Source organism: Bacillus sp. FSL R10-2780 (genome assembly GCF_038006125.1).
GTDB lineage: Bacteria > Bacillota > Bacilli > Bacillales > Bacillaceae_G > Bacillus_A > Bacillus_A cereus_U.
Window position 1 is genome coordinate 676,515 of record NZ_JBBOUQ010000001.1, and the last position, 20,415, is coordinate 696,929.

Below are 20,415 nucleotides of genomic sequence, written 5' to 3' on the forward strand. Positions count from 1 at the left end.
AGGAACAAAGGCGAATGCCTTTGTTCCTTCGTAAGAAAATGAAATAGAAAAGAAATAGATATGATGAACTTCTTCACGTGATTTTTCATAACATCCACTCCTTTTCATCTCCATTTATTTTGAATACGTATATCTTTTAGATTATACGAAATAATCTGATGTTTTATCAAGGTTATTTTATTTCTTTTTTATAAAAAGTGTCAATGAATATTATAAGAAAAAAATTCGAATTTTTTGTGACAAACTTGTAGGTTTTTGTATGATTTTGTAGGTTCGCCTATATGATGTGTGAGTAAGCTTTTATAAATACTAAATGAAAGCGTTCGCATAAAGGGGATGAACATAAATGAAAAAATTCGGATTGGCAACACAAATTTTTGTCGCACTTGTTTTAGGGATTGTAGTAGGGGCAATCTTTTATGGCAATAAAACGGCGATTTCTTATATCACACCAGTTGGGGATATATTTATTCACTTAATTAAGATGATTGTAGTACCTATTGTTATTTCAGCATTAATTGTTGCGGTAGCTGGTGTAGGAGATATGAAAAAGCTTGGGAAACTGGGCGGTAAGACAATTCTTTATTTCGAGATCATTACGACGATTGCTATTTTAATGGGATTACTTGCAGCGAATATATTCCAACCAGGTACTGGCGTTGATATGAATAATTTACAGCAAAGTGATATTTCTTCTTATAAACAAACAGCAGATGCTACAGAGAAGAAAGGTTTTGCTGAAACGATTGTTCATATTGTACCGAAAAATATATTTGAGTCTATTACACAAGGTGACTTATTACCGATTATATTCTTCTCAGTACTATTCGGTTTAGGAGTTGCGGCAATTGGAGAAAAAGGAAAGCCTGTTTTTAACTTTTTTGAAGGTGTACTCGAAGCGATGTTTTGGGTTACAAATCAAGTTATGAAATTTGCACCATTTGGTGTATTCGCATTAATTGCGGTTACGGTTGCAAAATTTGGTGTGTCCACACTACTTCCTTTAGGAAAACTAGTGCTAGCTGTATACGTAACTGTTATACTATTCGTTGTGATTGTATTAGGTATTAATGCACGAATGGTAGGAGTAAACATTTTTACATTAATGAAAATTTTAAAAGAAGAACTTATTCTTTCATTTACGACAGCAAGTTCAGAAGCTGTTTTACCTAATATAATGAGAAAGATGGAAGAGTTCGGTTGTCCAAAGGCAGTTGCCTCTTTCGTAATTCCGACAGGTTATACATTTAACTTGACTGGGTCAGCTATTTATCAAGCGTTAGCGGCATTGTTTGTTGCACAAATGTACGGTATACACATGTCACTGACAGAGCAAATAACGTTATTATTCGTTCTCATGTTAACATCCAAAGGTATGGCGGGAGTTCCGGGGGCATCATTTGTTGTTGTATTAGCAACGTTAGGATCAATGGGCTTACCGCTAGAAGGCATCGCATTAATTGCGGGAATTGATCGTATTTTAGATATGATTCGCTCAGCTGTCAATGTATTAGGAAATGCATTAGCTGCCATTGTTATGTCGAAGTGGGAAGGCGAATTCGATGATGAGAAAGCAAAACAATATGTAGAAACAGTCAAACAAACAAAAGCAGCATAAGAAATCGTTAAGGAGTGAAAAGTCATGGCAACATTAACTGAAGTTAAAAATGGAGTACGAATTGAAAAAGATTTTTTAGGTGAAAAAGAAGTGCCAAATTATGCGTACTACGGTGTACAAACAATGCGTGCAGTAGAGAATTTCCCAATTACAGGATACAAAGTCCATGAAGGTTTAATTAAAGCGTTAGCAATTGTAAAAAAAGCGGCAGCACTTGCTAATGCAGATGTAGGAAGATTGGAATTGAAAAAGGGTGGTGCTATCGCAGAAGCATCACAAGAAATCCTTGAGGGGAAATGGCATGATCATTTCATCGTTGATCCAATTCAAGGTGGTGCAGGAACTTCAATGAATATGAACGCAAATGAAGTCATTGCCAATCGTGCTCTTGAATTATTAGGAATGGAAAAGGGAGACTATGATTATATTAGTCCAAACAGTCATGTAAATATGGCACAATCAACAAACGATGCGTTCCCAACAGCGATTCATATTGCAACATTAAATGCATTAGAAGGCTTATTACAAACGATGGGTTATATGCATGATGTATTTGAATTAAAAGCAGAACAGTTCGATCATGTTATTAAAATGGGTCGTACACATTTACAAGATGCTGTGCCAATTCGTCTTGGACAAGAATTTAAAGCATACTCTCGCGTACTTGAACGTGATATGAAACGTATCAAGCAATCACGCCAACATCTATATGAAGTAAATATGGGAGCAACTGCAGTTGGTACAGGCTTAAATGCGGATCCAGAATATATTGAAGCAGTTGTAAAACATTTAGCTACAATTAGCGAACTACCACTTGTTGGTGCAGAAGATTTAGTAGATGCAACTCAAAATACGGATGCGTACACTGAAGTATCTGCAGCACTTAAAGTATGTATGATGAACATGTCTAAAATTGCGAACGACCTTCGTCTAATGGCATCAGGTCCACGCGTTGGATTAGCGGAAATTATGCTACCAGCTCGTCAACCAGGTTCATCTATTATGCCAGGGAAAGTAAACCCTGTTATGCCAGAAGTAATTAATCAAATTGCGTTCCAAGTAATTGGTAACGACCATACAATTTGCCTTGCTTCAGAAGCAGGACAATTAGAATTAAATGTTATGGAACCAGTACTTGTTTTCAACTTACTTCAATCTATTAGCATTATGAATAACGGTTTCCGTGCCTTTACAGATAATTGCTTAAAAGGAATTGAAGCGAATGAAGATCGCTTAAAAGAGTACGTTGAGAAGAGTGTAGGAATTATTACAGCCGTGAACCCTCATATCGGTTATGAAGCAGCAGCTCGCGTTGCGAAAGAAGCAATTGCGACAGGGCAATCCGTTCGAGAACTATGTGTGAAAAATGGTGTATTGTCACAAGCAGAATTAGAGTTAATTCTAGATCCATTCGAAATGACACACCCAGGGATTGCAGGAGCAACTCTTTTAAAGAAAAATTAAAAGAAGAGGGGGACAATCCCCTCTTTTTTGTTTACAATATAGAAATGTTATATATGAATAGAGGTAGGGATGTTATGAGTAAGTTTACAGTGGCTTCTAATGGTTCGTTAGAAACGACATTAAGAGGAGTAGAAGTATTATCAACACCACTTTTAAATAAAGGGGTAGCTTTCACGCAAGAAGAAAGAGAAGAATTAGGTTTAAAAGGGTTATTACCACCAGCAGTTTTAACGCTAGATGAACAAGCGCGTAGAGCGTATGAGCAATTTTGTTCTCAGCCGGATGATTTATTAAAGAATGTATACTTAACAGCGTTACATGATCGAAATGAAGTATTATTTTATCGTATTTTAACAGAGCATTTACGTGAAATGTTACCAATCGTATATACACCTACTGTTGGTGTAGCAATTCAAAGATATAGCCATGAATATCGTAAACCACGCGGTATTTATTTATCAGTTAACGATCCTTCGGGTATTGAAGAAGCGTTCTCAAATATCGGTGCAACAGCTGAAAATATTGACTTAGTCGTTGTAACAGATGGAGAAGGCATATTAGGAATTGGTGACTGGGGTGTTGGTGGTATTAACATTGCGATTGGAAAGCTAGCTGTTTATACGGCCGCAGTTGGAATCGATCCTAGTCGCGTGTTACCTGTAATTTTAGATGTAGGTACAAACCGTGAGGATCTATTAAACAATCCGTTTTATATTGGAAATCGCCATCCACGTGTAACTGGTGAAGCTTATGATGAATTTATTGATACATTTGTACAAGCTGTAGGCAATAAGTTCCCGAAAGCACTTTTACATTGGGAGGATTTCAGTTCTCGTAATGCACGAAAAATTTTAGACAAATACCGTCATGATGTATGTACGTTTAATGATGACATTCAAGGTACAGGTGCAGTTTCACTTGCTGCAGTATTATCGGCAGTGAAAGCTTCTGGTGTACCTTTAAATGAACACCGAGTAGTTGTGTTTGGTGCGGGTACAGCTGGAATCGGTATCGCAGATCAAGTGAGAGATGCGCTGGTTCGCGTAGGATTATCAGAGCAAGAAGCACATGAGCGTTTCTGGTGTATTGACCGTAACGGGTTAATTACAGATAATATGGAAGATCTTCTTGATTTCCAAGTTCCATATGCAAGAAAAGAAGCTGAAGTGAAGGATTGGAAACAAAGTGATGCTATCGGACTTGCTGAAGTTGTGAAACATGTAAAACCGACAATTTTAATCGGTACATCAACTGTTGCTGGTGCATTCAAAGAAGAGATTATTAAAGAAATGGCTTCTCATGTAGAAAGACCAATTATTTTACCAATGTCGAATCCAACGCCACTTGCTGAAGCGAAACCAGTAGATTTAATCGAGTGGACAGAAGGAAGAGCGTTAGTTGCAACAGGAAGTCCGTTTGATCCGGTTACATACAATGGTGTAACGTATGTTATCGGGCAATCAAATAACGCACTTATTTTCCCAGGGCTAGGTCTTGGTACAATTGTTGTGCGTGCAAGCGTAATGACAGACGGTATGTTTGCGGCAGCAGCAGAAGCGGTTGCAAGTATGGTAGATACAAGTCAGCCGGGTGCACCTATCTTACCAGAAGTGGAAGAGTTACGTAATATCTCTGAAATGGTTGCAATTGAAGTAGCGAAAGTTGCAGTTGCAGAAGGTGTTGCTAGAGAGAACTTAAGTGATAACGATATCAAAATTGCAGTGAAAGAATCAATATGGAAGCCTGAGTATCGTCAAATAAAAGCGGTAGAAAAGGTTAGAATATAGAAAAAAAGCCCGTTTATTATAATAAGCGGGCTTTCCGTTTACATTTTTGAAAAAATACATAGGAAGTGGCATCTTTGAATTGGAATCAATTATGGAAGAAAGATATATCTCTTTTAATTATTTTAATGATTGTTGTCCCAATTGCTGGAGAGCTAAATTTTCATCCTTTCAACGATACGTTTCGCGTTAGCTTTGGGACACCGCTTTTCTTCTTTTTATTACTATTTTTAAGAAGAGTACCAGCGGCGGTTGCAGGTATTCTTGTTGGTATATCTGTAGTCTTATTCCGTGTATGTCTTGACTGGGTGTTGCAAGGGTCTTTTTATATGACAGAATCATTTTATTTGCGCTATCCTGTGTTCTTTTATTATTTTATTTATGGAAGTCTTTTTTCGCTTTGTAGGGTGAATAAGTTCCATCAGAAGCCAATTATAATTGGCTACCTTGGGATTACAATTGAAATTATTGCAAGTATGTCAGAACTTGCAATTTATCATATGGTAGTACTTGGTACAACGATAACAATTTCTGAAGTGAATAAGCTAATCATTATTGCTATTTTCCGTAGTTTCTTTGCGCTTGGTTTTTTAAATATGATGAATTTGTATGAAACGAAATTAAAAGAATCACAAGTTCGAAAAGAAAATGAAAATATGTTGATGCATCTTTCTAATTTATATGTGGAATCTGTTCATTTGAAAAAAACGTTACAAAATGCGGAGTTAATTACACAAGAAGCGTATCAATTATATCGGAATTTACAAGCGAACGATGATTCAAGTAGTAAAACAGCATTGAAAATAGCGGGAGAAGTGCACGAAATAAAAAAGGATAATCAAAGGATTTTTGCGGGATTATCTAAACTGTTATTAGATAAAAATGTAGCTGAGTATGTAGAAGGACATGAGCTTGCGGAAATGATTGTGAGAATAAATGAGAAGTACGCTGAAATGTTGGAAAAAGAAATACGTTTTTCTAAACATATTGAAGGTGAGCATGCAGAATATCATGTATATACGGTCTTATCAATTTTTAATAATTTAGTTGCAAATGCGGTTGAAGCAATCGAGGGTAGTGGTGCTATCATTATTAAGTTATATAAACTTGATAAACGTATATTTTTTGAAGTAATTGACGATGGGCCTGGTATTGCGCAAAAATATAAAAAACTAGTATTTAAGCCAGGATTTACTTCAAAGTATGATCAAACGGGAACACCATCAACAGGAATTGGACTTTCTTACATAAACGAAATGGTAACAGAGCTCGGAGGAGAAGTAAGATTGGAAGGCCTGGAAACTGGTGAAGGGTGTAAGTTTGTCGTTTGTTTACCGGAGTGCAGTTTAAAGCAGGAAGGGGAATAAAGTTGTTTTATTATATCGTAGATGATGATGAAGTTTTCCGATCCATGCTTTCACAAATCATTGAAGATGGCGATCTTGGGGAAGTAATTGGAGAATCGGAAGACGGAGCTTTTATTGAAGCAGATCAACTAAATTTTAAAAAAGTAGATATTTTATTTATTGATTTATTAATGCCCATGCGAGATGGGATTGAAACAGTTCGCCATATTGCATCCTCTTTTTCAGGGAAAATCATTATGATCTCTCAAGTGGAATCGAAACAGCTTATTGGTGAGGCGTATACACTTGGTGTTGAATATTATATTACAAAACCATTGAATAAAATTGAGGTTATATCTGTTGTACGTAAAGTAATGGAACGTATTCGTTTAGAGCGCTCTATACATGATATTCAAAAATCATTGAATAACGTTTTTAAGTGGGAACAGCCGCAAGTTCGAAATGAGCCAATGCAAGAAGGAAAAAGAATAGCAGATTCAGGGCGCTATTTATTATCAGAACTTGGTATAGCGGGAGAGAATGGGAGTAAAGATTTACTTAGTATGCTGGAATATTTATATGGACAAGAAAAAGCACAAACATTTGAATTTGGATTTCCTGCTTTAAAAGATATTTTTCACCATATAACTATAAGGAAATTAGAGAATATAGCTTCAGATACACATATAGATAAGGAGAGAAAAGCATCTGAACAAAGGGTACGTAGAGCGATTTATCAATCGTTAAATCACTTAGCTTCCCTTGGATTAACAGACTTTTCAAATCCGAAATTTGAAAGCTATGCTCCGAAATTTTTTGATTTCACTGTAGTTAGAAAACGAATGACAGAAATGACAAAGGAAGAAGTAGCGGCTTCTGGGCATATACGAATTAATACGAAGAAATTTATTCAAGTGTTGTATTTTGAAGCGAAACGGTTGATGGAGATAGAGTGAAAAAAGGTGCTTATAAATGAGCATCTTTTTTTATTAAATCTACATTTTATATTTTCTCGTAGAGCATGTAAAATGTTAAGTAAGAGAAAATGGTTTTACATTAAGGAAGTGTCAAAATAATGAGTTTTACATTAAATAAATCGATTATTAAAGAAGTATGCGGAGAGACCTCATATAAAAGAGGCGAAGCTTATTATAAATCAAATAAAGTAATAATAAATCATTATGATGAAAATAAAGAAATTTGCGAGGCGACGGTAAAAGGGAACGAAGATTTTCATGTTACAGTAGAAAAAGCTAAAAAAGGTGATGTTGTTGCGAAATGTAGTTGTCCTTCATTAGCGTCTTTTCAAACGTACTGTCAACATGTTGCGGCAGTATTGATACAAATAAATTATAATCAGCAAACCGGTGGAATGCTGCCTATTAGTAGCGGAAACATGAGCGGAAATGAACAATTAACAAGCGGGATGTTTCAGTTGTTTGCAGAACAACCACTGAGGCCAAAAAGTAAACAACACCGTTTTGATACACGTGAAATACTTGATATTGAGTTTAATTGTACACCAGTAGTTACGAAAAATGGTGGGGCACTTCTTGGGGTTCAGTTGAAGCTCGCCAAAACGTATTTCGTAAATCATATTAGAGAATTTCTTTCTAAAGTGGAGAAAAGAGAGTCTTTTAATTGTTCCAATGAATTTACATACACACCAGATGTACATAGCTTCAGGCAAGAAACGGATGCGATTATTCAGCAACTTATTAAAATGTATCATAACGAAAAAATGTATGAAGATACACTAGAAGTACACGCAAAACAAGATGATAGCATGATTTTAATACCGCCAGCTTCGTGGATGGATATACTTTCTTTGCTTTCTAAAACTGAGTGTGTGAGACTTAATCAAGATGGAAAATCTTTTCACGGTTTACAAATTTCAAAAGGGCTACTTCCTTTACATTTTGAGTTTAATAAAGGGAGTAACGGTGGGTTTACACTTTATATTGACGGCTTACAACAAGTAGAAGTAATGGATACGTATAGTTATGCTCTATTTGGAGGGAAACTGTATCAGTTGAACGCTGAGGATTGCAAGCGGCTTATCGAATTACAAAAAATGATGAATCGTTCTAGTAGTAACCAATTGTATATTCCAGCAGATAAGATGGAACACTTTGTAGCAAAAGTTGTACCAGGGTTAATGAAGCTAGGAACTGTGCGAATAGATGAGGTAGTATCAGATCGTGTTGAAACACCCGCATTAAAAGCGAAATTATATTTAGATCGAGTGAAAAATCGCTTATTAGCAGGTCTCGAATTTCATTATGGAAACGTCGTGATTAATCCGTTAGAAGAGGATGGGCAGCCATCTGTTTTTAATCGTGATGAAAAAAAGGAAAAAGAGATTTTAGACATTATGAGTGAAAGTGCCTTTGCAAAGACAGAAGGCGGTTATTTTATGCATAATGAAGAAGCTGAGTATAACTTTTTATATCACGCTGTTCCAACGTTAAAAGGTTTAGTTGATATTTATGCGACGACAGCAATCAAATTACGAATTCATAAAGGAGATACAGCTCCTCTTATAAGAGTTAGAAGGAAAGAGAGAATTGATTGGTTATCATTTCGCTTTGATATAAAGGGTATTCCGGAGGCAGAAATTAAAGGGGTATTAGTCGCTCTTGAGGAGAAACGAAAATATTATCGTTTAGCAAGTGGTGCTCTACTATCACTTGAGAGTAAAGAGTTTAATGATATTAATCAGTTTATAAAAGAATCTAGTATTCGAAAAGAATTTTTAAAGGGCGAAGAAATAGATGTCCCTCTTATTCGTAGTGTGAAATGGATGAATTCACTGCAAGAAGGAAACGTATTAAGTTTAGATGAGTCTGTTCAAGAATTGGTAGAGAACATTCAAAACCCTAAAAAGCTGAAGTTTGCGGTGCCAAGTGGCTTAGATGCGATAATGAGAGAGTATCAAACATACGGATTCCAGTGGATGAAAACACTTGCCTATTATCGTTTTGGCGGCATTTTAGCTGATGATATGGGACTGGGGAAAACGTTGCAAAGTATTGCTTTTATAGATTCTGTTTTACCTGAAATTCGAGAGAAGAAACTGCCTATATTAGTTGTTTCTCCGTCGTCCCTCGTTTACAACTGGCTTAGCGAGTTAAAAAAATTCGCTCCACATATTAGAGCAGTTATTGCCGATGGAAATCAAGCAGAGCGCCGAAAAATTTTAAAAGATGTAACGAAATTTGATGTAGTAATTACGTCCTATCCTTTACTACGAAGAGATATAAGATTATATGCAAGGCCATTTCATACGTTATTTCTTGATGAAGCACAAGCGTTTAAGAATCATACGACGCAAACTGCGAAGGCAGTAAAAACGATTCAAGCAGAGTACCGTTTTGGATTAACGGGAACACCTGTAGAGAATTCATTAGAAGAGCTATGGTCTATCTTCCACGTTGTCTTCCCAGAATTATTACCGGGAAGAAAAGAGTTCGGTGATTTAAGACGTGAAGATATTGCGAAGCGCGTAAAGCCTTTCGTGTTAAGAAGGTTAAAGGGTGATGTATTACACGAACTCCCAGAAAAAATAGAGCACTTACAATCATCAGAACTATTACCGGACCAAAAAAGGCTCTATGCCGCTTATTTAGCAAAGTTAAGAGAAGAAACGTTAAAACATTTGGATAAAGATACGTTACGTAAAAATAAAATTCGGGTTTTAGCTGGTTTAACGAGACTACGGCAAATTTGTTGTCATCCAGCTTTGTTTGTTGATGACTATAAAGGTAGTTCAGCTAAATTTGATCAGCTGCTAGAAATTTTGGAGGAATGCAGAAGTACAGGGAAGAGAATTCTTATATTTTCTCAATTTACGAAGATGCTTTCAATAATCGGGCGAGAATTAAACCGTCAAGCAGTTCCATACTTTTATTTAGATGGGAGTACACCAGCGCAAGAACGTGTAGAGCTATGCAATCGGTTTAACGAGGGAGAAGGGGATCTATTTCTTATTTCGTTAAAAGCTGGTGGCACAGGACTAAATTTAACGGGTGCAGATACAGTTATATTGTACGATTTATGGTGGAATCCAGCTGTTGAACAACAAGCAGCGGATAGAGCGTATCGAATGGGACAAAAAAATACAGTGCAAGTGATTAAGTTAGTAGCACATGGAACAATTGAAGAAAAAATGCACGAGTTACAAGAGAGTAAGAAAAATTTAATTGCTGAAATTATTGAGCCGGGGGAAGAAAAACTGTCTTCAATAACGGAGGAAGAAATTCGAGATATCCTTATGATTTAATATGGAAAAAAGCTATGCTTTCAAATTTATGAGAGCATAGCTTTTTTGTTGTAATAATTATATTTTGTTTTGAACAAAGTAAAGAAATAAAGCGAAATTTATTTTACTTCTTTGTACCTTTACTTTTGTATGGTTTTGCAGCTTTCTTTTTCGCACTTGATTGCCAACGGTTCCATCCTTTACTTCCTGTACCTTGTCCTACACCTTTTTTCGGTTTTGCTTTCGTTTTACTCATATGATCACTCCGTTATATAAAAAATCTTATTTGATAATAGCCAATGTTTTAGAAAAATACTATCGATAAATGACTATGCTTGCTTTAAATAAAAACAAACTGCTTGAATGCTATAGTATATCATGAAATTGCGAGTAAACTGAAAGGAATTACAAATAAAATGAAAATAATAAGAAATACTGCGGATTCTATTTTTCGAACGATCACATTACTGGTTGTGTATATGTTAGTTTCAATTAGTGAAATGTTTTTTGGATTGAAGAGACAAAGGAAATAAAAATGTTATATTAAGAACAGTCGGTAAAGGCATAAAATAAAGAATTGAAAAATATTTTAAAACTTTTTGTTGACTTTATCTATTTTTTGTATAGAATAATCATTAATAAAATGTTTCAGAGATGTGACAATAAAACGACTATGAAAGGACGAGTAGTAGTAGGATGTAGTTTAAGCGAGTCAGGGACGGTGTGAGCCTGATACGAAGCCTATTATGAAGAACCTCCTGGAGTCGCTAACCGAAATCCTTTATAGGAAAGTAGACTTAGCCGGGAACTTCGCCGTTACAAGAAGAACAGTATCGAGATTTTTTAATCTCCGTACTGTATAAGTGAGCAACCTCTGTTGCTAATTTGGGTGGTACCGCGGAACCAAAGTCTTTCGTCCCAGTTTTTTGGGGAAGAAGGGCTTTTTTTGTTGGCTTCTTTCCACAACATCCAAACATTTTAGGAGGAAACCACCATGTATCAATCATTAATGACAGTAAGAGAGACTCAAATCGCAATTAAGGAAGTTAAAACATTTTTCGAGGATCAATTAGCAAAACGCCTTGAACTATTCCGCGTATCTGCACCATTATTCGTAACGAAAAAATCAGGATTAAACGATCACTTAAACGGTGTAGAACGTCCAATTGAGTTTGATATGTTACATTCAGGAGAAGAATTAGAAATTGTGCATTCACTAGCGAAGTGGAAAAGATTCGCATTACATGAATACGGATATGAAGCTGGTGAAGGTTTATATACAAACATGAACGCGATTCGTCGTGATGAAGAACTTGATGCAACACATTCCATTTATGTTGACCAATGGGATTGGGAAAAAATCGTTCAAAAAGAATGGCGTACTGTCGATTACTTACAAAAAACAGTACAAACAATTTATGGAATATTCAAAGAATTAGAAGATCACTTATTTGAAAAATATCCGTTCCTTGGAAAGTATTTACCAGAAGAAATTGTTTTCATTACTTCTCAAGAACTGGAAGATAAATATCCAGAATTAACACCGAAAGATCGTGAACATGCAATTGCGAAAGAACACGGTGCAGTCTTTATTATTGGAATTGGTGATGCACTCCGTTCAGGTGAAAAGCACGATGGACGCGCATCCGATTATGATGATTGGAAATTAAACGGTGACATTTTATTCTGGCACCCAGTACTACAAGCTTCATTCGAATTATCATCAATGGGAATTCGTGTTGATAGTAAAGCACTTGATGAGCAATTAACGAAAACTGGTGAAGACTTCAAACGTGAGTATGATTTCCATAAAGGTATTTTAGAAGACGTACTACCATTAACAATTGGTGGTGGTATCGGCCAATCAAGAATGTGTATGTACTTCTTACGTAAAGCACATATCGGTGAAGTTCAATCTTCTGTATGGCCTGACGATTTACGTGAAGCTTGCAAAAAAGAAAACATTCATTTGTTTTAATATAAGTGAGAGGGAGAGTAGCTGTGGAATAAGAGCTACTCTCCCTTTTTTACTTTGACGTGAAAAAAGTTATTTTGAATGAATATAGATCGTTTTTTCAAGGGAAAGAGCGAAAGGGTATATGTAATAAGAAATAAGAAGAGTCATTTATATTTCCTAGGAAAGGGTATAAAGAATAATTTAATTGTTTTATAATGATCTTCGGATATCGATAACAAGATAAAAAGCTGTCTGCATAGATTTTTAAAATTCTATGTGGACAGCTTTCTATTTATATAGGAAGGAAATAGATTAATATAATTTGTTGTAAGTTTTACTGGCGGAAATTAAATCATTTGCACTAAAGGCTCAATTTTCGCCATAAATGATTGATGGAGTGCTTCAACGCCATCTACTAAGTGAATACGGTCAATGACAACTGATACTTTAATTTCAGATGTACTTACCATTTTAATATGAATACCGCCTTCTTTTAAAGTAGTGAACATATTCGCAGCAACTCCCGGGTTAGATACCATACCAGATCCTACAATTGATACTTTCGCTAAATGATTTTCATGTTCTACAGATTCATAGTGAAGTGCCTCTTGATTTTGTTCTAACACTTCTAATGTTTCTCTTAAATCATTAGAATGAATCGAGAAGGAGAGGTGAACAGTTCCTTCATTTGTAATACTTTGAATAATAATATCTACATTAATATGTGCCGCTGCTAATGTAGAGAAAACTGTTGAAAGTGCACCTTGTTCTAATCCTTTAATTGTGACGCGTGTAATATTATCCTCAAATGCGATACCTTTAACGATTGATTGTTGTTCCATGTTACATTCTCCCCTTACAATTGTTCCGTTTTCTTGTTCCATGCTTGATCTTACTTCTAAAACGACATTATGATTTTTAGCAAATTCAACAGCGCGTGGGTGTAATACGCCAGCACCGAGATTTGCAAGCTCTAACATTTCGTCATAAGAAATTTCATCTAATTTATAAGCATCTTGTACAACTCGTGGATCAGTCGTATATACGCCTGACACATCCGTATAAATATCACATTTTTTTGCTTTTAGTGCCGCAGCTAATGCGACAGCAGTCGTATCGGAGCCACCGCGGCCAAGTGTGGTAATTTCATGTTCTTCACTTACTCCTTGGAAACCAGCTACTATAACAATCGTGCCATCAGCAAGATAGGATTGAATACGACCAGTATTAATGTCAGTAATCCGTGCACTACTATGTACAGATTCTGTCGTAATACCAGCCTGCCATCCTGTTAATGAAATTGCGTTATAACCTTTTGTTTGTAGTGCCATTGTTAATAAAGAAATGGTTACTTGTTCTCCTGTAGATAGGAGCATATCCATTTCACGTTTACTTGGATTTTCAGTAATAGCGTTAGCAAGTGCTACAAGTTTATCCGTACTTTTTCCCATTGCTGAAACGACAGAGACAATACTATGTCCTCGTTCATATTCTTCAATAATTAAATTTGCTACATGTTGAATGCGTTCGACGCTTCCGACAGAAGTACCGCCAAATTTTTGTACAATCGTTTCCATTACGAATTCCTTCTTTCGTCCATTTTTAAGAATAGGTTAGGACATATACAAATCCCAATATTCCTGTAGTTACCAGAGAGAAAAACAAAAAACACCATCTCAAATAAGTGAGGATGGTGCTGTTACAGGAAAAGGGAAACAGAAAACGGAGCTAATAAAAAAAACCGCCAAAAAAGGAATATCATAAAAATGATATCTCTTTTTTGTAGATAGCTCTTCATACGTACACGTCTGTACATATGACAGTTCTGTTTCTATTCGAAAACAGCCCCAATTGATAAATGCAGAGAAATTTATCAATTTCGGCAACACTTCCTTTCCTCTAAGATCATAGACATCTCTGTGTCTCCTTTAGAATACTTATAAGCGTTGCAACCTCTATCTCACGTTTTAGGCGAGAGTGTATGATTTATGAAGTTGTTGGTAACATTTGTTTTATAATAATTTAAATTTTTCAGGGAATCAAGTGTTTTTTGTGTTTTTTTGAAATTCTATCTTTTTATTAAATTAGTTTGTGAAAAATGTAGCAAAATAAATTCGTTGCATGTACATTAAAAATATAGAGCATGGGAGGTGGAAGGATGGGGAAGAAAAAGCCTATTTATGTAGCAACAGAAATGAACACAAAAATGAAGAAATTATGGGCATATACACAAGAGCCTGATATACATACAGAGTGGGATGCCCGTTTTACGGAAATTTCGTATTTAGAGAAAAAAGAAGGGGAGCCGCAGAAGTTTTTATATAAAACGAAGATTGGTTTCGGGCTTGAAATAGCCGGAGAAGGGGAATCGATAGGTGAAATAAGAAAAGAAACTGGAGAGCGCATTTCCTCTTTGAAATTTTGGACAGACAATAAGCTATCACTTATACAAATAGGACGAGGTTATTGGAAGTATACCCCGAATGGAGAACATATTCATTTTGAAACGCAATATGATTATGATACAAGGTTTGGTCGTATAGGGAATGTGATAGATTCATATATTTTTCGTCCGCTATTAGGTTGGGCAACTGCATGGAGTTTTGATGCTTTAAAATTATGGTTAGAAAAGGGACTTCATCCTAAGTTGCTAATTAGAAGAACGATGACGTATTGGCTCGTTTGCTTTTTAGTTGCTTTCGTATGGTTATATCAAGGGATTGTACCGAAATTGATGTTTACTCATTCAGAAGAAGTAAAGATGCTTTCTGCGCTAATCGGATCGAATGATAGTAGTATTTTTATACTTAAAATAGTTGGATTTTTAGAAATAATATGGGGTGTTATGTGGCTATTGCCATTGCCATTTCAAAAACGAAAGTTGTTTATATTGCATATTGTTATGTTAATAGGCTTAACTATAGTGGCAGGAGTTACGAATATCACAAGTTTTACGCAACCGTTTAATCCGATTACATTAAATTTTCTTCTAATAGGGTTATCGATTGTCGGTTATATGAATAGCACTAATTTGCCGAGTGCAAAAAATTGTAAGAGGACGAGAAAGGGATAAGTATATGGTTAATATTTATGAAAGATTACTAGGGGATTCTTATAAAAGGCTTCATCCAAAATTGCAGGAACGATATGCGATAACAAAGGGAAATAGCTTTATTGGGGAAGGGGAAATGGATGAAATTTATGGAGGATCTTTTTTCGTTAAATTAATATTAAAAATTACATCGAAGTTCCGTATGTTTTTCTCTGAGCGAGGGCAAAAAGTTCCGTTTGTGATACATAATACCGCTGAGCGAGATGGACAGGGGAAAGAATTTGTACGGTGGAATCGTACTTTTTATTTTCATAATAAGAAAAGATATTTTAACGCTGTTATGAAGTTGGATGAAGAGAATAATGAAATTGTAGATTATTTTGGCGAACCGCATATACTCGTTTCTACGTTGAATTTTTATATTGATGAAAAAGGCGGGATGCATATTTCTTCAAAGAAACAATGGTTTTTTATGTTTGGAAGAAAAATACCGTTACCTAGATTTTTATACGGAGAGGCAAAAATTGTAGAAAGTTATGATGAAACACTACAATGTTTTCGAATTCATGTACAAGTACGAAATCCGTTAATTGGTTCGTTATTTTCATATAAGGGAACATTTGTGGAAAGGGAATAAACGATATGAAAAATATACTATTTGGGCTTGTTTGTTATATTATATTTCTAATATACGAGTGGTCGAATATAAATCCTGTTGAAGCAATTATATTGTTATCTATCTTATTATTTATACCGATGTCATTTTGTATTATTGACAAAGAAACAAGAAATGGAACGTATTTATTATTTTATAAATTTGTATTGTTTTTATATCCAATTGCAGCAATCAGTGCAATGCTAGCTTTCGTAACAAATCACTATTTCTTTGCGCTACTTTGGTTTGCATATACAGGAATCGTTGCATTATTTGGTATAAGTAGATTGCTAGAAAGAGGATGGAAGCCGTTAGAGGAAGCAGCTATAGATAGTGCTTTTATTTATTTGTTTTTAGGTGGTTTTTGGTTTTTTGCTTCTGTAGCAAAATTCCCCATTATGCATTTTAGTTCTGACATAGTTTTACTCACAGCTGCACACTTTCATTACTCGGCATTTCTATTGCCGTTATCAGCTGGTTTACTTGGAAGGAAAAGAGAACAGGGAAGTAAGTTATATGACGCTATTATGTTTATCATCGTCATTTCTCCAATGACAGTTGCGATAGGAATTACGTATTCGAGGGTGTTTGAATTTTTTGCAGTGTTCGTATATTTATTTGCCATTTACGGATATGGAGTTTACGTGTGGAGAACGAAATTCAATGCTATAAGTGCAAAGATTCTCCTTACTCTTTCATCCAGTACACTTATGGTAACGATAATGTTTTCACTCATATATTCATACGGGAATTTCAAACAAGTAATGACGATTACAATTGCACAAATGGTTTGGATCCACGGTGTTGTCAATGGAATTGGAGTAGCGTTACCAGCATTTGTCGGCTGGATGATTGAAAAGAGTGCTCCGAATTATAAATATTACGGGAAACCAATGAGCAGGTTAAGAGGAAATGCGACAGTTGGTGAAGCATTTTTACATAACAGAAATTTAATAGATAACAAGGAATACAAAGGTTTAGTTGATAAAATGAATGATTTTCATAGTGAGGCATTTGACGCGACGAAGATTCCTTTAAGTATTATTCGTTTTTATGAAAATACAAAAGAGTATGAGTTACAATCGCATATTAAATGGACTCGTTGGTTTCGCCCGCTTGCATTTTGTTATGAGAAAATGAGTAAGCGTGTAGGACAAATACATTTAGGAATGGGCGGCAAGCGGGAAACTATGCATGGCTCTATCATTGGGGTAATAGATGAGAAGGATGGAAGAGAGAATGTAAGGGCTTGGCTAAGAAAAAATGAAGCAGGAGAATCTATTTTTGTAGCTCTTTACTCAAAACATACCCATGAGGATGAGAAATACATGAATATCGGATTACCTTTACCATATTCGAATATGACGGGGATTTTGAAATTATGTAATAAGAATAAAGATTTAATCATTACTAGTAAGTTGAGAAGAAATGGTAAGGGAGATGAGGGGATTTATTTACATACTCGTTTCTTTACAATACGTTTACCATTAGCAGAGACTTTTAGTATTAAAGAGAGCACGGATCAAATATTAGAAGCTAATCATAGAATGTGGATATTTGGAGTTAAGTTTTTAGAAATTGATTATGAGATTAAGAAAATAGAGGAGAAGTAAGAAAAGCTTGGAGACATTCCAAGCTTTTTTACGTATGCGTAATTGTCATCGCAACTTGTTTATCCAAGTCTCGGTCCCAAACACGTTGAATTTCAAACGTACCTTTTTCAAAAAATAATGGGAATCTCTCTTTAAACCAATCTTGCATAGGAAGATTTAGTGCTTCATCAATTGGTACCCATAATAATTCGCCTTCAGGAGGATTCAAAAGGAGTTCACCTTCAAATGAATCTGTCCAATAGTTAAATACCATATATCGAACATTTTCCTTAGGATTTACATATTCGTCTAACCCCTTGAAAATTAAATTAGAAACGTGGAGTCCGGTCTCCTCTTTCGATTCTCGTATAGCAGCTTGTAATATGCTTTCTGGGAAATCTACTTTTCCACCAGGAGCTATGTAGCCAGGAAAACCTCGATGTTATGAGAATTTTGAGGCATAATAATGTATTCTCCTTTATCTTTTCTTGATAATTTTACCATAACATAATAGTTTCTTATATAATTAAAAATAGAATATTATTAATTTTCAGTTATTAATTATAAAGTCTATAATCATTTGAAAAGAGGAGAGAGATATGCAAGGAGAAATACCAACAGAGAAAAATTTAAGTTATGTCGGTAAATTGTTATTGCCAGTTAAAGTGTCACCACACTTTAAGTTTTTATGGATTGGGCAACTACTTTCAACTTTAGGTAGTTCGATCACGATGGTCATTCTCCCAGTCGTTGTGTATTCATTAACTGGTTCAACAGTTGTAATGGGAATGACTATGGCAATGTACATGCTTCCTAATATTCTTGCGTTACCGTTTGCTGGATTGGTCGTGGATCGAATTAACCGGGTGAAATTGATGTTATTTACAGATATAATCCGCTGCATATTAATGCTATTACTTGCAACACTTATATTTATGGACGTTTTAACGATTCCACTTTTATATGTACTTGTTGCATTATATGGACTTATGGAAGGTATATTTCAGCCGGCATATTCAGCTGTAAGAGCGAAAGTATTTGTACCGGAAATTCGAAATGCAGCTAACGCATTAACGCAAATGAGTAATCAGGGTATACGATTAATTGGACCGGCTCTTGGAGGGTTGATTGTTTCAGTTACATCCGCCGGAATTGGGTTTGGATTGGATGCAGTAACGTACTTGCTATCATTTGTATGTTTATTATTTTTAAAAGAAATAAAGTACAGAAATTTGAAAGAAATAAAGTCAATTACAAACAAGATTTTATGGAAGGGATTCTTGTTCTAAAAAGCCATCCGTGGTTGTGGATTACTATTCTAGTCTTTTCTTTCGTTAATATTTGTTATGCAGGCATTATCGTTGTATTAATTCCATGGTTGTTTAATGTTCATCATCATTTTGAAGCTTACGTATATGGATTGGGTATGGCTGCTTCTGGTGCTGGAGCTGTAATTGCAGCGCTAATTTTTGGTGGGAGGCAGCAGTCGCATAAGAGAGGATTACTTGCGTATGGCGGTGTGTTAATAAGTGGAATGGCACTATTAATTATGCCTTTCGTTTCTTGGGCACCTGCCTTAATTGGATTAATGGTAATTGAAGGATTCGGTATTATGATATTTGGGCTCATTTGGGAAACAAGTTTACAAGAGCTTGTACCAGAAGAAGCATTTGGAAGAGTGGCAAGCCTTGATATGTTAGGTTCATTTGCTTTATTGCCATTAGGATATGTGGTTGTAGGCTGGTTAGCTACTGTAATAGGTGGAAAGATAACAATTATAACGCTAGCTATTTTAGTACTCATAACAATTGGAATGGCATTGTCTGTACCAAGTATTCGGCGGTTCGATTGATCATGTAGGCTAAAAGGGGGATATGGTATATGACTATAAACCTAAACGATTTAGTAGTAGCAGAGTTGGGATGTAAATACGTTTTGGAAGAAAAGGTATTTGAAGCAAAGAATTTTACGGTGTATATTGCGACTTCTATAGAAAATAAAATGACATATAATCGATTCATCTTAATTAAGCATTTGTCTAATGAAGTGCCTTCCGTACATGTTTGGGACAAAAAAATTTGTGTAGACGATACAAAAATAGATATTGCAACAGAAGTGACAGAAGCAATTCAATCTGGTTTTGTAAATGAAGAGTAAGCCCTAATCAAATTAGGACTTACTCTTCATTTAACACAAATGTTTGTTTCATTTTTTTACTCTCATGTACTGGATGGCCGTTGTAAGAGAAATTCTTTTCTTCCCAAGTAATGACGACTTTAAAATTATGGCTATTAAAGTCTAATGGGAATACCATGTAGTCAAAGCTTGTATGACTTTTTGAAACGTTGTTATTTGATGTAGTAGGATTAAAGGTAGTTTTAGATGTCGGTGTGTTATCAAGTATTTCTACGGATACATTTGATACATCATTACCAATATTTTTTAAGAGTAAACTATACGTATCATATACACCTTGTTTTGGCTGCACCGCTTGCTTGTTTGAGTTATGAGATTTGTCAATTTCGATATACCACTGTTTAGACTTTGACGCAATTGGTAGTGATTGAAATGTGTATGCACTAGCTTGTATTGGTAGTGCTAAGCATATAAGGACGAAAAGAGATATTATTTTTCGTTTCATTTTGAAAAACCCCCATTCTTTAACAAAGTTATTTGTTATTATTCG

14 protein-coding genes, 3 pseudogenes, 1 riboswitch and 1 other annotated feature are annotated in these 20,415 nt (G+C 35.3%); of the genes and pseudogenes, 13 read left to right on the plus strand and 4 right to left on the minus strand.

What is annotated here, in order from left to right; genetic code table 11:
- The first annotated feature begins 346 nt into the window (after positions 1 to 346).
- From NSQ47_RS03615 to NSQ47_RS03640, 6 genes are all read left to right on the plus strand, one after another.
- Positions 347 to 1,618, plus strand: a complete 1,272-nt coding sequence (locus NSQ47_RS03615; protein WP_002158405.1) for a cation:dicarboxylate symporter family transporter — start codon at positions 347 to 349, stop codon at positions 1,616 to 1,618.
- A 24-nt stretch (positions 1,619 to 1,642) separates the two neighbouring features.
- Positions 1,643 to 3,082 carry an aspartate ammonia-lyase gene (aspA, locus tag NSQ47_RS03620; protein ID WP_002200956.1) on the plus strand — a complete coding sequence of 480 codons (1,440 nt, stop codon included), beginning with the start codon at positions 1,643 to 1,645 and terminating at the stop codon, positions 3,080 to 3,082.
- 74 nt (positions 3,083 to 3,156) lie between these two features.
- Positions 3,157 to 4,869, plus strand: a complete 1,713-nt coding sequence (malS, locus tag NSQ47_RS03625) for an oxaloacetate-decarboxylating malate dehydrogenase (RefSeq protein WP_341036139.1) — start codon at positions 3,157 to 3,159, stop codon at positions 4,867 to 4,869.
- 65 nt (positions 4,870 to 4,934) lie between these two features.
- Entirely contained in the window at positions 4,935 to 6,233 is a 1,299-nt protein-coding gene (locus tag NSQ47_RS03630; protein ID WP_341036140.1) for a sensor histidine kinase, read from the plus strand.
- A 2-nt stretch (positions 6,234 to 6,235) separates the two neighbouring features.
- Positions 6,236 to 7,168, plus strand: a complete 933-nt coding sequence (locus tag NSQ47_RS03635) for a response regulator (protein ID WP_078180913.1) — start codon at positions 6,236 to 6,238, stop codon at positions 7,166 to 7,168.
- A gap of 119 nt (positions 7,169 to 7,287) precedes the next feature.
- Positions 7,288 to 10,494, plus strand: a complete 3,207-nt coding sequence (locus NSQ47_RS03640) for an SNF2 helicase associated domain-containing protein (RefSeq protein WP_341036141.1) — start codon at positions 7,288 to 7,290, stop codon at positions 10,492 to 10,494.
- 103 nt (positions 10,495 to 10,597) lie between these two features.
- Here NSQ47_RS03640 and NSQ47_RS03645 read toward each other — a convergent pair whose 3' ends face one another.
- Positions 10,598 to 10,729 carry a DUF3934 family protein gene (locus tag NSQ47_RS03645; RefSeq protein WP_000047589.1) on the minus strand — a complete coding sequence of 44 codons (132 nt, stop codon included), beginning with the start codon at positions 10,727 to 10,729 and terminating at the stop codon, positions 10,598 to 10,600.
- A gap of 408 nt (positions 10,730 to 11,137) precedes the next feature.
- Positions 11,138 to 11,397, plus strand: a binding site (T-box leader).
- Between the two features lie 70 nt (positions 11,398 to 11,467).
- Between NSQ47_RS03645 and asnA the strand changes: the two genes are divergently transcribed.
- Together asnA and NSQ47_RS03655 are read left to right on the plus strand one after the other, a co-directional pair.
- Positions 11,468 to 12,451 (plus strand): aspartate--ammonia ligase, encoded by a 984-nt coding sequence (gene asnA, locus NSQ47_RS03650; protein WP_016104478.1) that lies wholly within the window; start codon positions 11,468 to 11,470, stop codon positions 12,449 to 12,451.
- Positions 12,452 to 12,498: 47 nt separating this feature from the next.
- Positions 12,499 to 12,588, plus strand: a pseudogene (locus NSQ47_RS03655) (helix-turn-helix domain-containing protein); the annotation flags it as partial.
- Positions 12,589 to 12,777: 189 nt separating this feature from the next.
- On the opposite strand, the gene NSQ47_RS03660 reads toward NSQ47_RS03655, so the two are convergent.
- The gene (locus tag NSQ47_RS03660) at positions 12,778 to 14,007 is read right to left on the minus strand and encodes an aspartate kinase (RefSeq protein ID WP_078173118.1); all 1,230 of its coding nucleotides are present in this window, start codon (positions 14,005 to 14,007) and stop codon (positions 12,778 to 12,780) included.
- 202 nt (positions 14,008 to 14,209) lie between these two features.
- Positions 14,210 to 14,396, minus strand: a riboswitch (Lysine riboswitch).
- Positions 14,397 to 14,588: 192 nt separating this feature from the next.
- Between NSQ47_RS03660 and NSQ47_RS03665 the strand changes: the two genes are divergently transcribed.
- Genes NSQ47_RS03665 through NSQ47_RS03675 form a run of 3 tightly spaced genes read left to right on the plus strand, consistent with a single transcriptional unit; the run spans position 14,589 to position 17,750 of the window.
- On the plus strand, positions 14,589 to 15,503 hold the full coding sequence (locus tag NSQ47_RS03665; protein ID WP_341036142.1) for a DoxX-like family protein: 915 nt from the start codon (positions 14,589 to 14,591) through the stop codon (positions 15,501 to 15,503).
- A gap of 4 nt (positions 15,504 to 15,507) precedes the next feature.
- The gene (locus NSQ47_RS03670) at positions 15,508 to 16,119 is read left to right on the plus strand and encodes a DUF4166 domain-containing protein (protein WP_078173120.1); all 612 of its coding nucleotides are present in this window, start codon (positions 15,508 to 15,510) and stop codon (positions 16,117 to 16,119) included.
- Between the two features lie 5 nt (positions 16,120 to 16,124).
- On the plus strand, positions 16,125 to 17,750 hold the full coding sequence (locus NSQ47_RS03675; protein WP_341036143.1) for a YndJ family protein: 1,626 nt from the start codon (positions 16,125 to 16,127) through the stop codon (positions 17,748 to 17,750).
- Between the two features lie 28 nt (positions 17,751 to 17,778).
- Here the strand turns inward: NSQ47_RS03675 and NSQ47_RS03680 are convergent.
- Positions 17,779 to 18,171: pseudogene (locus NSQ47_RS03680) on the minus strand (8-oxo-dGTP diphosphatase); the annotation flags it as partial.
- A gap of 157 nt (positions 18,172 to 18,328) precedes the next feature.
- Between NSQ47_RS03680 and NSQ47_RS03685 the strand changes: the two are divergent.
- Positions 18,329 to 19,581: pseudogene (locus tag NSQ47_RS03685) on the plus strand (MFS transporter).
- A 29-nt stretch (positions 19,582 to 19,610) separates the two neighbouring features.
- Complete coding sequence (locus tag NSQ47_RS03690) at positions 19,611 to 19,886, plus strand: hypothetical protein (protein ID WP_341036144.1); 276 nt, start codon at positions 19,611 to 19,613, stop codon at positions 19,884 to 19,886.
- A gap of 19 nt (positions 19,887 to 19,905) precedes the next feature.
- Here the strand turns inward: NSQ47_RS03690 and NSQ47_RS03695 are convergent, their stop codons facing one another.
- Entirely contained in the window at positions 19,906 to 20,370 is a 465-nt protein-coding gene (locus tag NSQ47_RS03695) for a hypothetical protein (protein WP_341036145.1), read from the minus strand.
- Positions 20,371 to 20,415 lie beyond the last annotated feature (45 nt).